The sequence below is a fragment of the Dolichospermum circinale AWQC131C genome (genome assembly GCF_000426905.1).
Lineage (GTDB): Bacteria > Cyanobacteriota > Cyanobacteriia > Cyanobacteriales > Nostocaceae > Dolichospermum > Dolichospermum circinale.
The window spans coordinates 1555-16434 of the sequence record NZ_KE384603.1 but is presented as its reverse complement, the minus strand read 5'-3'; the positions used below and the strand labels follow the sequence as shown (position 1 = coordinate 16434).

General features: G+C 37.4%; 18 protein-coding genes. 6 read left to right on the top strand and 12 right to left on the bottom strand.

The genetic code is table 11. The annotated features are described in order from the left end of the window. Positions 1-134 precede the first annotated feature (134 nt). Entirely contained in the window at positions 135-647 is a 513-nt protein-coding gene (locus tag ACIR131C_RS0108205) for a DUF2808 domain-containing protein (protein ID WP_028089800.1), read from the bottom strand. Between the two features lie 437 nt (positions 648-1084). On the opposite strand from ACIR131C_RS0108205, the gene ACIR131C_RS0108200 reads away from it, so the two are divergent. The 3 genes from ACIR131C_RS0108200 to ACIR131C_RS0108190 all read left to right on the top strand — a co-directional run bounded on the left by ACIR131C_RS0108200 (position 1085) and on the right by ACIR131C_RS0108190 (position 4081). After that, positions 1085-2239: a Re/Si-specific NAD(P)(+) transhydrogenase subunit alpha gene (locus ACIR131C_RS0108200; protein WP_028089799.1), complete on the top strand. Its 1155-nt coding sequence runs from the start codon at positions 1085-1087 to the stop codon at positions 2237-2239. A 148-nt stretch (positions 2240-2387) separates the two neighbouring features. Further along, positions 2388-2681 (top strand): NAD(P) transhydrogenase subunit alpha part 2, encoded by a 294-nt coding sequence (locus ACIR131C_RS0108195; protein WP_015081070.1) that lies wholly within the window; start codon positions 2388-2390, stop codon positions 2679-2681. After that, positions 2678-4081 carry an NAD(P)(+) transhydrogenase (Re/Si-specific) subunit beta gene (locus ACIR131C_RS0108190; RefSeq protein WP_028089798.1) on the top strand — a complete coding sequence of 468 codons (1404 nt, stop codon included), beginning with the start codon at positions 2678-2680 and terminating at the stop codon, positions 4079-4081. The genes ACIR131C_RS0108195 and ACIR131C_RS0108190 overlap by 4 nt, the downstream gene beginning before the upstream one ends. A 153-nt stretch (positions 4082-4234) precedes the next feature. Here ACIR131C_RS0108190 and ACIR131C_RS0108185 read toward each other — a convergent pair whose 3' ends face one another. The 3 genes from ACIR131C_RS0108185 to ACIR131C_RS0108175 all read right to left on the bottom strand — a co-directional run bounded on the left by ACIR131C_RS0108185 (position 4235) and on the right by ACIR131C_RS0108175 (position 5849). After that, a complete protein-coding gene (locus ACIR131C_RS0108185; RefSeq protein ID WP_028089797.1) occupies positions 4235-4609 on the bottom strand; it encodes a type II toxin-antitoxin system PemK/MazF family toxin in 375 nt (124 codons plus the stop codon). Beyond that, a complete protein-coding gene (locus ACIR131C_RS22240; RefSeq protein WP_035371694.1) occupies positions 4581-5360 on the bottom strand; it encodes an AbrB/MazE/SpoVT family DNA-binding domain-containing protein in 780 nt (259 codons plus the stop codon). The genes ACIR131C_RS0108185 and ACIR131C_RS22240 overlap by 29 nt, the downstream gene beginning before the upstream one ends. A gap of 198 nt (positions 5361-5558) precedes the next feature. Further along, a complete protein-coding gene (locus ACIR131C_RS0108175; protein ID WP_028089796.1) occupies positions 5559-5849 on the bottom strand; it encodes a hypothetical protein in 291 nt (96 codons plus the stop codon). A 235-nt stretch (positions 5850-6084) separates the two neighbouring features. Between ACIR131C_RS0108175 and ACIR131C_RS0108170 the strand changes: the two genes are divergently transcribed. Together ACIR131C_RS0108170 and ACIR131C_RS0108165 are read left to right on the top strand one after the other, a co-directional pair. After that, the gene (locus tag ACIR131C_RS0108170) at positions 6085-6336 is read left to right on the top strand and encodes a type II toxin-antitoxin system Phd/YefM family antitoxin (RefSeq protein WP_028082685.1); all 252 of its coding nucleotides are present in this window, start codon (positions 6085-6087) and stop codon (positions 6334-6336) included. Beyond that, a complete protein-coding gene (locus ACIR131C_RS0108165) occupies positions 6329-6604 on the top strand; it encodes a type II toxin-antitoxin system RelE family toxin (protein WP_028082686.1) in 276 nt (91 codons plus the stop codon). The genes ACIR131C_RS0108170 and ACIR131C_RS0108165 overlap by 8 nt, the downstream gene beginning before the upstream one ends. 100 nt (positions 6605-6704) lie before the next feature. Here the strand turns inward: ACIR131C_RS0108165 and ACIR131C_RS0108160 are convergent, their stop codons facing one another. The 6 genes from ACIR131C_RS0108160 to mazE form a co-directional block, all read right to left on the bottom strand. After that, the gene (locus ACIR131C_RS0108160) at positions 6705-7046 is read right to left on the bottom strand and encodes a XisI protein (RefSeq protein WP_028089795.1); all 342 of its coding nucleotides are present in this window, start codon (positions 7044-7046) and stop codon (positions 6705-6707) included. Beyond that, positions 7034-7450 carry a XisH family protein gene (locus ACIR131C_RS0108155; RefSeq protein ID WP_028089794.1) on the bottom strand — a complete coding sequence of 139 codons (417 nt, stop codon included), beginning with the start codon at positions 7448-7450 and terminating at the stop codon, positions 7034-7036. The genes ACIR131C_RS0108160 and ACIR131C_RS0108155 overlap by 13 nt, the downstream gene beginning before the upstream one ends. Positions 7451-7546: 96 nt before the next feature. Beyond that, complete coding sequence (locus ACIR131C_RS22235; protein WP_231395420.1) at positions 7547-7747, bottom strand: type II toxin-antitoxin system HicA family toxin; 201 nt, start codon at positions 7745-7747, stop codon at positions 7547-7549. Continuing rightward, positions 7744-7944, bottom strand: coding sequence for a type II toxin-antitoxin system HicB family antitoxin (locus ACIR131C_RS0108145; RefSeq protein WP_028089793.1), 201 nt, complete (start codon positions 7942-7944; stop codon positions 7744-7746). The genes ACIR131C_RS22235 and ACIR131C_RS0108145 overlap by 4 nt, the downstream gene beginning before the upstream one ends. Positions 7945-8076: 132 nt before the next feature. Continuing rightward, complete coding sequence (locus ACIR131C_RS0108140; RefSeq protein ID WP_028089792.1) at positions 8077-8436, bottom strand: type II toxin-antitoxin system PemK/MazF family toxin; 360 nt, start codon at positions 8434-8436, stop codon at positions 8077-8079. Then, positions 8423-8653, bottom strand: a complete 231-nt coding sequence (gene mazE, locus ACIR131C_RS0108135) for a type II toxin-antitoxin system MazE family antitoxin (protein ID WP_028089791.1) — start codon at positions 8651-8653, stop codon at positions 8423-8425. Before mazE ends, ACIR131C_RS0108140 begins: the two co-directional genes overlap by 14 nt. Positions 8654-8921: 268 nt before the next feature. On the opposite strand from mazE, the gene ACIR131C_RS0108130 reads away from it, so the two are divergent. Further along, complete coding sequence (locus ACIR131C_RS0108130) at positions 8922-9800, top strand: bile acid:sodium symporter family protein (RefSeq protein ID WP_028089790.1); 879 nt, start codon at positions 8922-8924, stop codon at positions 9798-9800. Between the two features lie 151 nt (positions 9801-9951). Here the strand turns inward: ACIR131C_RS0108130 and ACIR131C_RS0108125 are convergent, their stop codons facing one another. Together ACIR131C_RS0108125 and polA are read right to left on the bottom strand one after the other, a co-directional pair. Beyond that, entirely contained in the window at positions 9952-11520 is a 1569-nt protein-coding gene (locus tag ACIR131C_RS0108125; RefSeq protein ID WP_190371574.1) for an NAD(P)H-quinone oxidoreductase subunit 4, read from the bottom strand. 360 nt (positions 11521-11880) lie between these two features. After that, entirely contained in the window at positions 11881-14793 is a 2913-nt protein-coding gene (gene polA, locus ACIR131C_RS0108120; RefSeq protein WP_028089788.1) for a DNA polymerase I, read from the bottom strand. Positions 14794-14880: the final 87 nt, after the last annotated feature.

Genomic DNA, 14880 nt, shown 5'->3' with positions numbered 1-14880 from the left:
TTCCCTATTCCCTATTCCCTATTCCCTATTCCCTATTCCCTATTCCCTATTCCCTATTCCCTACTCCCTATTCCCTATTCCCTGTAACCTGTTCCCTGTTCCCTGTTCCCTGTAACCTGTTCCCTGTTCCCTTCTTAAGTAATACTGATAATCCATGTGCCAATATAACGCAGCAATGGCACATCACCTGGAGAAAGAACTCGACAGTTAAAATAGTAAACCCCGCCAAAAGAGGGATTTTGAACATTGGATAATACTAACTCTACTTTTTGACCGGCTGGAACTGGGTCTTTAGGAAATATTTGAATCACCCCACCTTTCTCGTCCCATTTCACTTCAGACAGAGGGACACTTTTGCCCTTAACTCTGACTTCAATATTTTTGGTATCAAAAGTTCCCTTATAATAATCAGGATAGCTAATGGCGAACTGAGCCACTGCCAACTTCATTTTTTTAGCAGGTAATCTGAGTATATAACGATCTGTGTTATTAGTTTGTCCACCAAAATCTAAGCGGTAGGGTAATTGATTTTTGTTTTCAACGCCGCTAAAAAGTGTCAACCCAGGTAATCCTTGGGCCCAAGTTAGAACTGGTAAACCTGTAAATAAACAGCTAGTAATAGCCAAAGCAGAAAGTAGACGCTTCATAAATCAGATTTCCTTAGGGAAGTGTGTGTAACCGTTAGTATTTGTAATTAAACTTTACTACTAGATGCTAGAAAATAGACGGAATTGAGAAGCAAAAGTGCCACTGGTAAAAGTCAATCACAAGTAAATAGTTAAGCAAAAATTAAGAGCGAGGGTTTGAGAATATAAAATATTCTAAAGAATAATATCGAAAATATGGGGATCAGTATAGGATGTGCAATATCTAATTTTACTTATAGCTATTTTGCAAGGCTGATATCTGTATCCTATCAAATTGAGGTTGTAACTAAAGAAAGAAGATCGCAGAAGTTGAAAATTCTATCTACAGACAAGGGTAACTCATAGTTGATCATCCCCACCAGCTTGATGATACTAAATTGAGATAGAAACTAATAATAGTTAACGATGATGTTAAGTATTTATCTCCAGGAGATTTCATGAAAATAGCAGTTGCCAAAGAAATAGAAATTTGTGAACGTCGTGTAGCATTAATTCCCGAAACCGTAGCCAAATTAGTCAAACAAGGGCTAGAGGTTTTTGTAGAAGCGGGAGCGGGAGAGAAAGCATTTTTTACTGATGCTGACTATGAAACAGCAGGGGCTAAAATTATCAGCGATTCTGCCCAATTATGGAGTGAAGCGGACATATTACTCAAAGTTAGCCCACCGCAAACCAGAGAAGATGGTCGGACAGAAATTGAGTTACTCAAACCAGAATCCGTATTAATTAGCTTCCTCAATCCCCTGGGAAATCCCGTCATAGCCCAACAATTAGCAAATCGGCAAATTACCGCTTTGAGCATGGAATTGATACCCCGTAGCACCAGAGCGCAAAGCATGGATGCCTTATCTTCCCAAGCTTCCCTAGCAGGGTATAAAGCGGTACTGATTGCAGCAGCAGCATTACCGAAATATTTCCCCATGTTAACCACCGCTGCGGGGACAATAGCCCCTGCCAAAGTATTTATTATGGGGGCAGGAGTAGCAGGATTGCAAGCCATAGCGACCGCCAGAAGACTAGGAGCGGTAGTAGAAGCCTTTGATATTCGTCCAGCAGTCAAAGAAGAAGTACAAAGCTTAGGGGCGAAATTCGTCGAAGTCAAACTCGAAGAGGAAACCGTTGCAGCGGGTGGTTACGCCAAAGAAATTTCAGAAGACAGTAAAAAGCGCACCCAAGAACTAGTAGCCAGCCACGTCAAAAACGCCGATATCGTCATTACCACAGCCCAAGTACCAGGAAGACAAGCCCCCAGACTGGTGACAGAAGAAATGGTAGCGCAAATGAAACCCGGTTCAGTCATAGTAGACCTAGCCGCAGAACAGGGTGGTAACTGTGCTTGTACAGAAGCGGGTAAAGATATTATTTGGAACGGCGTAACAATTATCGGACCAATTAATTTACCCTCATCAATGCCAGTACACGCCAGTCAACTGTACGCAAAGAACGTTACCTCATTAATGCAGTTGTTAATTAAAGACAAAGCCTTAGAAATCAACTTTGGTGACGATATCGTTGACGCAGCTTGTGTTACTCATGGTGGAGAAATTAGAAACCAACGAGTAAAGGACGCTTTGCAAACAGTAGCGGTTTAATTGAATATAGATTGAATGAACCACGAAGAAGCGAAGAACACGAAGAAAGAAGAGTTTGAGAGAGATTTTTCGTTTGTTATGTAAATCTTCTCTTTGCGTCTTTGCTCCTTTGCGTCTTTGCGCGAAACCTCTTAAATCCAAAATTAACATGACACAAGCATTACTTCCGGCTTTATTTGTACTCGTCTTAGCCTCTTTTATCGGCTTTGAAGTGATTAACAAAATTCCCCCCACGTTACACACTCCGTTAATGTCTGGTTCAAATGCCATTTCTGGGATTTCCGTAATTGGTGCAATTCTGGCTGCGGGGGAGAAAAACACGAATTTATCGGTAATTCTCGGTTTAATTGCCGTAATTTTGGCAATGGTTAACGTTGTCGGTGGTTTTTTAGTCACTGACAGAATGCTGCAAATGTTTAAAAAAAAGGAAGTTAAAGCATGAGCGACTTTTTACCAACTGGGATTCAGCTAACTTACTTAGTCGCTGCGTCATTATTTATCTTAGGTTTGAAAAAGCTGGGTTCTCCCGCTAGTGCTAGAAACGGTAATCTTGTCGCTGCGGTGGGAATGTTATTGGCTATTGTCGCTACGTTGCTAGATCAACAAGTATTAAATTATGAGATGATTTTGGTAGGCTTGGCCATTGGTTCGGTAATTGGTACTGTGATTGCTTACAAAGTGCAAATGACAGAAATGCCGCAAATGGTGGGTTTACTAAACGGTTTAGGTGGAGCATCTTCCGCATTAATTGCCGTTGCCGAATTTTGGCGGTTATTAGATAGTTCACAGCCTATCCCCCTCGATGTCAACATTTCTATGTTGTTAGATGTGTTAATCGGTGGTGTGACACTAACAGGTAGTTTTCTGGCTTTTGCCAAATTGCAAGGTTTAGTAAGTGGTACTCCCATTACCTTTCCTTTTCAGCAACCGTTTAACTTGATGCTGTTGGGTACTTATCTAGCCGGAAGTGCTTATTTAATCATCTCACCGGATAGTTTACCCATCTTTTTAGCGGTGGTGGCTGTTTCATTGGTCTTGGGTGTGATGTTTGTACTGCCCATTGGTGGCGGTGATATGCCGGTTGTCATTTCGCTGTTAAACTCTTTATCAGGTGTAGCGGCTGCTGCTGCGGGTTTTGTGGTGATGAACAATATGTTAATCATCGCAGGTGCTTTGGTGGGGGCTTCTGGTTTAATCCTGACCGAAATTATGTGTAAGGCCATGAACCGTTCTTTGTTCAGTGTCTTATTTAGTGCTTTTGGTTCTGTCTCTACTGCTAGTGGTGGTGCTGCTGCTGGTGCTAGTAATCAAACTGTTCGCAGTATTGATCCTGAAGAAGGGGCGATGATGTTGGGTTATGCGCGTTCTGTGGTGATTGTACCAGGATACGGTATGGCGGTTGCTCAAGCACAGCATAGCGTCCGGGAGTTGGCTGATCAATTAGAGCGCATGGGTGTAGATGTGAAATATGCGATACATCCGGTTGCGGGGAGAATGCCGGGACACATGAATGTATTATTGGCGGAAGCTAATGTGGCTTATACGCAGTTGTATGATATGGAGGATATTAATCCCCAGTTTGAACAGGCTGATGTAGCGTTAGTAATTGGTGCTAATGATGTGGTCAATCCGGCGGCGCGTAGTGATAAGAATAGTCCTATTTATGGGATGCCGATTTTGGAGGTTGATCGCGCAAAGCAAACTATTGTGATTAAGCGCGGTATGAGTGCTGGTTTTGCTGGTGTGGATAATGAGTTGTTTTATAAGGATAAAACGACGATGTTGTTTGGTAGTGCTAAGGATATGGTGGCTAAGTTGGTTAGTGAGGTGAAGCAACTGTAAAAAATAGTTTTAGATATTTAACTTGCCTTGGGTTTTGATATTCCTGTGGCAAGTTTACTAGGCAATTACTATGAGCTTATCTGGCTAACGCACAATTTAAAACGGCTATTAGTATTTTACTAATTGCTTTTACCCTAAGCCATTACAACAATTTTAATCTGTTTGAGGATAAGGAATTATTGACGATAATATACTAATTACTTCAGTAACAAATTCAACTGAAACTTTTTCAATAAATTTAGCTTTTCTTGCTTTCCAGTCAACACTTTTAATATGATCTGCTAAAACAAAACCTGTAGTGTTTATACCGTTAGGTACAGGAACTTCAAAAGCATAACCTTTTGTACTGTTAGTTATTGGGCAAACTATAGCAAGACCGAAATCATTATATATCATAGGAGAAATAATTAAAGCGGGGCGATTACCAGCTTGTTCATGACCCGCTTGAGGGTCGAAATATAGCCATACAATATCGCCCCGATCTGGTACATAGACATTACTACCAGACTTCCTTACCGATTGGTTCACCCCAGTCACTTTCACCATGAGAATTGTTAGGAGTCATTTTTGCTAAGAACTCCTCCAAATTATACCTCTTACATAGTGCTTTTGCCTGGTAACTAGGATTATTGTCAGAGTTATTAGAAACTATTTGCTCATATTTATTTATTAAGTGAGGCAAACGTACATTTACATCAGAATCACTTAATACATGAAAAAGAGAACTCTTGAATTTCAAAAATGAATCTTCGTGTTTTTCGCAAATAGCTTGAGAAATACCAAATTCAGATAAAGAATATCGTCTTTGAGACAATAATTCTTTGATATAACCAAACAAAATTAAGTCTTGAAGCTTATCAGTGAGATAGTTCCAGTAGTTCTCTACGATTCTAGATTGAACATAATTAATTTCCGAAACTCTTTCTATAAACTTCTGAAAAGCCATGTCCAAGAATTTTTTTTCAAGGACGTAACTACGTTTTGATTTATTTTCAGAATCATCAGCAGGAATACGTTCAGCAAGCTCCTTGATTTGTGAACCTGTGATACAAAGCTGTTCTTGAAGCTCGACCAAAATCATAAATTCTTGGAGAGCCTCAGAGAGCTTAGATTTTACTTGATCTATGTTTATGCCTTGACGTTGTGCAATATTTCCAAGAAATTCATAAAATTCAGCATTGGAAGAGTCACAGGCTAAACACTGCTCTAAAAATGATTGAGCTTCTTCAAGCCGAAATTCTTCAAAATAATCAGGTTTGATAGCCTCTAGGATACTCATTTGCAACACCTACGCTGAAAAAGCGCATTATTGTTTTAGTCTGTTTTACCTTGTTCCACTTTATCCTAGCTTGTCTTACGCTAAATATCAAGACTACTGAATATAAAAATACCATATTTACCTAAGTAGGCGTTTCCTTGTGCATAGGACTATTTTTTTGTACTAAACGCAGTAAAATATTAGTATCTACCAGATATTTCATAACATTTCATCTTCTCTGGTATAAATACTATCTCGACTAATAGCTGCATCTGAAAGTGGTGGTGCTACAGCAAAAGCAGGACTATTGATTAAATTCATTAGTGCTGTTTCCCAATCTTCCTCATTTGTTACTTGAGAAAAAGATTTTTCCTCTTGATTTTTCAAACTATCTTCAATTAAAGATTCAAGATAAGATTCAATTGATAAACCTTGTTTATTAGCTTGGGTAATCAGACGATCTTCTATTTCTGGTTTCAATTGTAGCTGTATAGTTTTATATTGTTTCATATTCTTAGATTCTAGTTAATTAATATCAAGTAAAACTTATGATTAACTTGATCTATTAAAAGTATATCAGATTTAAACACCGAAGGTATCGCTTTTGGGGAAGTTGAAGGGGGTGCGTAAGCGTTGCGCGACCCAGGAATCGCTCCCTCGTTGAAAAAGTAAATTTTGTACAAATTGCAAAAAACAGACAAATAATCTATAATCTCATGTAACCCTATAAATTTTATGAGGTGCTATGTCTGTCATCAGTGCAAGTGAAGCGCGTGCTAACTTTCCCGATATTATGAACCGTGCAGAATATCGTGGAGAAAGAATATTAATTCAACGTCATGGTAAACCTGCGGTAGCAATGATTAGTATAGAAGATTTAAAACTACTAGAAGCAATAGAAGATGCAATAGATTCGGCTAAATTGCGACGTGCAGTAGAAGAAAACACAGGATTTACCACCTTAGAAGAAATAATAGCAAAACGCCCCAATGAGTGAAAGATATACATTGAGGATTGCTAAAACTGCGGAAAAAGATTTATTAGACTTACAACCAAAACAATATAAACAAGTTGTATCAAAAATTCTCTCCCTTCAAGGTAATCCTCGTCCTCAAGACTATGCAGCTTTAAAAGGTTATCAAGGTGGTTATCGTATTGATCAGGGTGAATATAGAATTTTGTACACCATTGATGATGATAATAAATTAGTTGATGTTTTTCGGGTTGGTAAACGTAATGATGATGAAGTTTATAAAAATTTGTAACTTCGTTTAGTTACCTGTTAGCAAAGTTTACCAAAGGTATCGCTGTTTGGGAGTTGAGGGAGTGCGTAAGCGTTGCGCGACCCAGGAATCGCTATAATATTTAGGCAGTAGCAAATGCAGTATATTTCCTTTCTTCAGGAGGATGAAATGCTAAAACAATATCAAGATTAGAAATACCTAACTTCATTAACTCATTAGCTATTCCTTCTTCTGTCCAATCTTCTTCAATCCAAATTTTATTATTTTTAATTCTGATATTAACTTGGATATTATTTGTTCTTTTTTTCCCATCCCAACCCAAAAAACACCAAATATAGTGATGATGATTATCATCAAAAATCAAACAACTTTCATCAGTTAAATTGGCTGCACCAGAAACCCAATTATGATATTCTGTCAGAACTTGTTTAATTGCTATTTGATATTGTTCTAGTTTATCCATTGTAATATCTCCTCTTTTTCTACATTAACTACAATCATCAAAATTTGATTTAATTGGACAATCTCTTTGATTGAATCTCTAGTAAAAAAGTTTTGATACGTACTTTCTTTAATAGCTAAATAAATTTTATATTCTGGTTCTGTGAGATTAATTAAATTACGATATAAAATATATTGTCCTAAAGCTAATTCAAAATCCTTCATAGGTGAAGGACTCAGAAAACTTTTAATTTCAACAACTATTTTACGTCCATTTTGTTCTGCTGCGATAGGTTTTTCTGCGGATAAATGGGCAAACAATTCAGCATCTTTATACTTAATTTTATAAGGATCAGCCGTAATTGTCCAACCATCTTTAATTAAAGCGTTTTTAACAGCATCGTGGTAAATATCTTTGGCTGGCATTGTTTTGTTGATAATATCTTAGTAAACACGAATTAATCTTCATAGTACAATTGTATCATATACTCAAGCGTTCAGCGAAATTAGTCTAAATCTTCTTCAGTTAAACCAGCATCTTTCATCTTTCAAAATACTTTTCAGTGTATCCGTAGGTAGATCACGATTTCCATGAACAGGTATAGAAAGAATCACACTCATAGCTTCCTTAACATAGATATAATGACTACCTGTAATCCTTTTTAGATTCCATCCATAGCGTTCCACAATCTTACACAGAGATTTACCAGAAACGGATTTCATAAAGATAACTCAATTAACTGTTTTTGTGGTTCAACTTCTTCTTGCTGACTAGCAACTTCTAACCAACCTTGAACAGCATCTTTCAACATTTCTAATAAATGTTCATAACTTTCACCCCAGGTATGACATCCTGGTAAAGCTGGTACAGAACTACACCATACACCATCTTCTTCCCAAATAATTGCCTTTATTTTCATAGCCAATTCCTTGAACTAGGGATATTTTACCGCAGGGGGAGTCAGACGTATCAGTTTAATAAAGATGAATAATCGCTTTTGGGGAGTTGAGGGAGTGCGTAAGCGTTGCGCTGACTTGTCAGTTCGCTCAACTTAAACCCCAAAACCCAAAACCACATCCAAAGCAGTACGAATTTCTTCCCAATATTCAGCTTCTAAAATTCCCACCAAACCTAAAACCCGACGATAATCTACAGAACGAATCTGAGCAACATCAATAAAACGATCTTTATCTAATCCATTAGTTACTGTTGCTTTGATATTGACAATATAGGGAGCTTGCTTACTTCCTGGTCGGAATGGCATCACAATAGTTAATAATCCATATTGATTCATAATATCACTTTGAACTATTAAACAAGCACGGATTTTTTGCGCTTCTGCTCCCACAGTTGGATCAAGATTTACCCAGCGAATTTCACCCCGTTTATAAGTTAAATTACCCCCTGGCATTAATACCATCTCCAGCGACATTATCCCAAGCAGAAATCTCATTTTGATATTCTAAATCTTTGGCATCTTCTTGGAGTGCGGCAATTATTTCTGTCTCTAAAATTTTGCGTCTTTGTTTTGCTAATAGTGCGTTAATATAGGCACTACGATTACCTTTTGCTTGTTGATCAATAAATTTAAGAATGTCTTCTTCTAAAGTAATTGTGATTTTCATCATTGTGTATGACTGATTTATCCTACCAATCAATCATATCACTTTTTTGACAATTTGCAAAAGAGGGAGTCATACAGCAGTTTAATCTTGAAGGGGTGCGATCGCTAACGGGCAAAAACTTTTCGGGTCAGTAAACGTATGATGATGAAGTTTTTGACACTTCCCGGTCTTATAAGTATCTGAGAACAGGACTTAAACAAACCATGAGAAGATCAATGTCTGGATAAATAGTCTAATATGATGCTTGGTTGTAATTTCGACAAAATTAATTATGCAAGCAAGCTTTTTAACCGCCGTTATTTTACCTCTAGCTTTAGCTATCATTATGCTAGGTATGGGATTATCTTTACTACCAGAAGATTTCCTGCGAGTAACAAAATATCCTAAAGCTGTGGCCATTGGCTTAATTAGTCAGTTGATTTTTTTACCTATTATTGGCTTTATTATTGCTAAAATTGTACCCATGGAACCAGCGATCGCCATGGGATTAATGATCATTGCATTGTGTCCAGGTGGGGTATCCTCAAATATAATCACATTTCTAGCAAAAGGTGATGTCGCACTCTCAGTTACCCTGACAGCTTTTAGTAGTTTAATTACAGTATTTACAATTCCCATTCTAGGAAACTTAGCATATCAGCATTTTATCGGAAAGACTGAAACTGCTGCGATTGGTTTACCCATTGGCGCAACTATACTACAAATTTTCCTGATGACGCTTTTACCTATCAGCTTAGGAATGATTTTTAGACAGATATTACCAGACATTGCACTACGTTTAGAAAAGGTGACTAACCGCCTAGCAGTAGCTTTTTTAGCACTAATTATCCTTCTCGTGATCATTCGTGAATGGAATAATTTGCCTAGTTTTCTTGTCCAAGTTGGATTAAGTGTAGTGCTATTAAATACTATTTCTATGTTAGTCGGGTTTTATCTTAGCAAATTGTTAAAACTCAATTCTCGTCAGCAAATCTGTATTGCCATTGAAGTTGGGATTCAAAATGGTACACTAGCGATCGCCATTACTGCCGGTTTACTCAATAATCCTGATATGGCAATACCTGCGGCCATTTACAGTTTGTTTATGAATCTTACAGGTTTAATTGCTATTAACTACGGTAGAAAACTCGCGGACAAAAACCCTATTTAACAACTTCTGTGCAACTCAAATTGAGCAGAGAACATCGCTGAAAACCTGTTCCCTGTTCCCTCCTTTGGGACTTCTTAGGAAACAAAAAAAGGGCAGGTATCGAACCCACCCTAATTGTAAATCATAGCTGTAATTAGAAATTAACTAGAAATTAATTACCAATTATCGGCGCAATTAAAGAAACATTTTGCACAGCTTTTTCTGCTGTCAAAGTAGGAACAGAATCACGTAATCTAGCTGTTAATTGTACAGTTGTAGCGTCGTACATTTGAGTTAACAACTTGGGATAGAAACCAATACCAATAATAGGAATCAACAAACAAGCAATGATAAAGACCTCGCGGGGTTCAGCATCTATTAAAGCTTGGTGGGAAACTAACTCCTCGTTTTCTTGTCCGTAGAAAATCTCGCGCAACATTGAAAGTAGATAAATTGGTGTTAAAATCACACCAACAGCCATCAAGAAAATGACAATAACCTTGAATGTTGGATTATAAGCATCGCTAGTTGCGAAGCCCACAAATACCATTAATTCCGCCACAAAACCGCTCATTCCTGGTAATGCTAAAGATGCCATGGAACAGGTGGTAAACATAGCGAAAATCTTCCGCATTCTTTTACCCACACCACCCATTTCATCTAACATTAAAGTATGTGTACGGTCGTAAGTTGCACCGACCAAAAAGAACAAACTTGCCCCAATTAAGCCGTGAGAAACCATTTGTAGAACTGCCCCACTCAAACCCAAATCGGTAAAAGAGGCAATACCAATGAGAACAAAACCCATGTGGGAAATTGAAGAGTAGGCAATTTTCCGTTTTAAATTCCTTTGGGCAAAGGACGTTAAAGCAGCATAGATGATATTTACTACCCCCAAAACCACTAAAGCCGGTGCAACATAAGCATGGGCATCAGGTAGCATTTGGGCATTCATGCGAATTAAGGCATAACCACCCATTTTTAGCAAAATACCTGCAAGTAGCATATGCACTGGTGCTGTAGCCTCACCATGGGCATCTGGTAGCCAAGTATGCAGGGGAATGATGGGCAACTTCACAGCGTAGGCAATGAGAAAGCCAGCGTATAGTAGAAGTTGTAAATTTAAGCTAAAATCTTTCAACGCGATCGCGGACATATCGAAGGTGACTGTATCACCATAAAATCCCATTGTCAAGGAAGACAACAAAATAAACAGAGACCCACCAGCAGTGTATAGAATAAATTTAGTTGCTGCGTATTGGCGCTTTTTACCCCCCCAAATTGACAGCAAGAAGTATATCGGTACAAGTTCCAATTCCCAGACCAGGAAGAATAACAGCATATCCTGGACAGCGAAAACAGCAATTTGACCGCCATACATAGCCAAAATCAAAAAGAAAAATAATTTTGGCTTGAGTGTCACAGGCCAGGCTGCTAAAATCGCCAGGGTGGTAATAAATCCCGTTAAGAGAATTAGAGGCATAGACAAGCCATCAGCCCCTACAGACCAATTTAACCCCAATTGCGGCACCCAGGGATAACTCTCCACCAATTGCAAATTGGGATTAGAGAAATCGTACCCAGTATAAAAAGCGCAGACAATCAGTACAAAATCTATCAGCCCCACGATCAGGGAATACCAGCGCACCGTTTTGCCGTCTTTATCTGGGATGATAGGAAGTAGTAGTGATGCGGCTATGGGGAATAAAATAATCGTCGTCAGCCACGGAAAATTAGCTATATTCATCACAATCAATCTGCAATTAAAATCATGTTTGGCAAAAAGTCACTAGTTATTAATTAACAGCTTTTTAGCGATTTCCTCTTCATTGTTAGGTTGATTTAATTAAATTGGCAAACCCCATTTTTTTACTCAAGAGTCTTTTTTGACAGTTAGGGGTGGTAAATGTTATTTGGGATACTCTGAATTTGGTCAAAAATTTATCTCCCATATAACTCCGTATTAGAATACTTGACCAGTAAAATCGGGAAGTTTGAAAGCCCCTGAGAAACAGGAACTCCAGTTCCGTCTTTCGTGCTTCAGACAGGGGATGAAAAACGGTTCATGGGGTTTTAACCGCCTTCAATATTGTACCTCTAATTACTTCGTTTCCATCCAATTATCCCCAGCATGAATATCAACAACTAAGGGAACAGATAAAGAAACAGCATTTTCCATGACTGACTTAATTTGTGGTCGCAATTCTTCCCATTCTTGGGGAGGAATTTCAAAGACTAATTCATCATGAACTTGTAACAACATCCGGGCCTGATATTTTTTTAAAACTTCATGTAATTGCACCATTGCTATTTTGATAATATCCGCACTAGAACCTTGAATTGGTGCGTTAGCAGCAGCACGCAATAACCCAGCATCATATTGACCTAAATTCTTTAATTTTTGTAAATTAATATCTTCTAATTTACTGCCTTTTAACTGCTGCAAACTATTATTAGTAAATTCAAAATAACGTCTTCTCCCTAAAATTGTTTCTACATAACCATAAGCAATAGCCTCTTTTTTAACTTTATCTAAATACGCAAAAACACGGTCATATCTTTGATTAAATCTCTCAATAAATAATTTTGCATCTACTTGATTTATTCCGGTTTCGCGGGCGAATTTTTGCGCTCCCATGCCATAAATTACACCAAAATTAATCGTCTTCGCAAAACGTCTTTCATCTGCGGAAATATTTTCTTTCTCAAATACTAATTTTGCTGTTACAGTATGAATATCTTCATTTTGCTGATATGCTTGAATTAGTACAGGTTCTTGACTCAAATGAGCTAAAATTCTTAACTCAATTTGGGAATAATCAGCAGCTACCATTAACCAACCTGATTCCGGTAAAAATGCTTTTCTAATTTGTCTACTAAAAGCAGTGCGAATGGGGATATTTTGTAAATTTGGATGGGAAGAAGATAATCTACCAGTGGAAGTTGCAGTTTGGTTAAAATCAGTATGTAATCTTTGGCTTTGAGGATGAACTAAAGCTGGTAAAGCATCTACATAGGTAGACTTTAATTTTGCTAATGTTCGATATTCAATTATCGCTTTTACAAATCCCGTATTATCAACTTCTTGGAGTTTTTCTAAGGTTGCTGCGTCTGTAGAATAACCAGTTTGAATCTTGCGAGAATATTTGGTACTTAAACCTAATTTCTCAAATAGAATCTGACTTAATTGCTTAGGAGAACCTAAATTAAATTTTTCTCCAGCAATTTCAATAGCTGTAATTTCTAATTTTGCTAATTCTGTCTCTAATTGCTGTGAAAGTTCCTTGAGATAATCTGAATTAATCCTAACTCCTGTATATTCAACTTCTGCTAAAACTGCTTCTAATGGTTGTTCAACTTGATGAAAAAGTTGATATAAAGCTGGAGTTTCTATTAATTTATCCCGTAATTTTGGGACTAATTTAAATGTAGAATAAACATCCATACCACAATAATCAGCAACAGCAGAAATACTCATGTCAGCGATAGTTTTCCCTTTGGGAACTAAATCTCCATAACTGGTCGCAGTTAATCCTAAATATCGCAAAGATAAGTCAGTTAAATTATGACTGCTATCTGGATTAATTACATAACTCGCTAACATCGTATCAAATACCACCCCAGCTAGTTCAATTCCTTGTCCCTGACACCGCAGAATCAAACGATCAAATTTAGCATTTTGTAAAGCTTTAGGATAATCAGCACTTTCTAAAATCGGACGCAGTTTTGCTAATACTAAATCTCGATTTAAGTTATTCCCAATTTTATGACCAATAGGAATATAAGCAAGTTCATTTACTTCTGTTCCCCAACAGCAACCAATTCCCACTAAATCTGCATCTCGTGGTTCTAATGCGGTAGTTTCTGTATCCCAAGCAACGGGTATTTCTGGATTAGTAAATTTTCTTAAAATTTCTACCAATTCCATTAATTTAGCTTCTGTATCAATAATGCACGGTTGAATATTTGCATCTGTTTGTTTTTTGCTTTTTGCTGTGTCTTCAGCGCCAAAAAACCAAATATCATCATCTGTTTCTATGACTTCAGATACCTGGTTTTCTAAAATTTGAACTTTTCCCCCAAATTTTTGCTGTAAATCATGAATTTGATCTACAAACTTCTTAAATTCTAATTTCTCTAAAATCGGGATAAGTCGGTTATGATCAAAACCAGTTAATAAACAATCTTCTAAATTAATTTCTAAAGGAACATTACAGACTATTTTAGCTAAATAACGGGATTTTTCCGCGTCTTCTTTACCAGCAGCTAGTTTTTTCTGAGTCGCACCTTTAATATTATCTAAAGCAGCGTAAATTTCCTCAAGGGAATTATAAGTATTTAATAATTGTACTGCTGTTTTTTCACCAATTCCTTTCACCCCTGGAATGTTATCTGATTTATCACCACATAAAGCTTTAAAATCAACAATTTGTGTGGGTAATACCCCTAATTTCTCTTTTACTTCTTCAGCTTTAAATTCTCTAATACTATTTGTAGAATGTTTTAATGCTTCCGGGGTAAAATTTAAAATTGTAATTTCTTTATCAGCATCAATTAATTGAAACAAATCCCTATCCCCGGAAAGTATCTTCACTCTATACCCTGCGGCTGCGGCTTTTTCTGCTAATGTTCCCAATACATCATCCGCTTCATAACCGGGTGCAGTGAGTATAGGTAAATTTAAACCTTGCAGTAACTCATAAAGATTTTCTAAATCGGGAATAAAGTCTGCTGGTGTTTCTGCGCGTCCAGCTTTGTATGTATCCTCTGCTTCATGACGGAAGGTAGGTAAAGCCAAATCAAAGGCCACCGCTAGGGCCTGCGGTTGTTCTGTGGCTATTACCTCTAATAAACATTTCAAAAAACCAAAACAAACACTGGTAGGAATACCCGCTTTTGTTCTAAGTCCTCCATCTCTACCTTTCGCAAAAGCAAAGTAGGAACGAAAAGCCAGAGAATGTCCATCTATAAGGATGAATGTAGGCTTATTGATAATTGAAGAATTAAAAGTCAACTGCTGCTTAACCAAATCAGTAAACAATTATATAACATTTCTCATCCTATTTAGGCACAGGAATAAGAAAGTTGACCCCAGATCGAA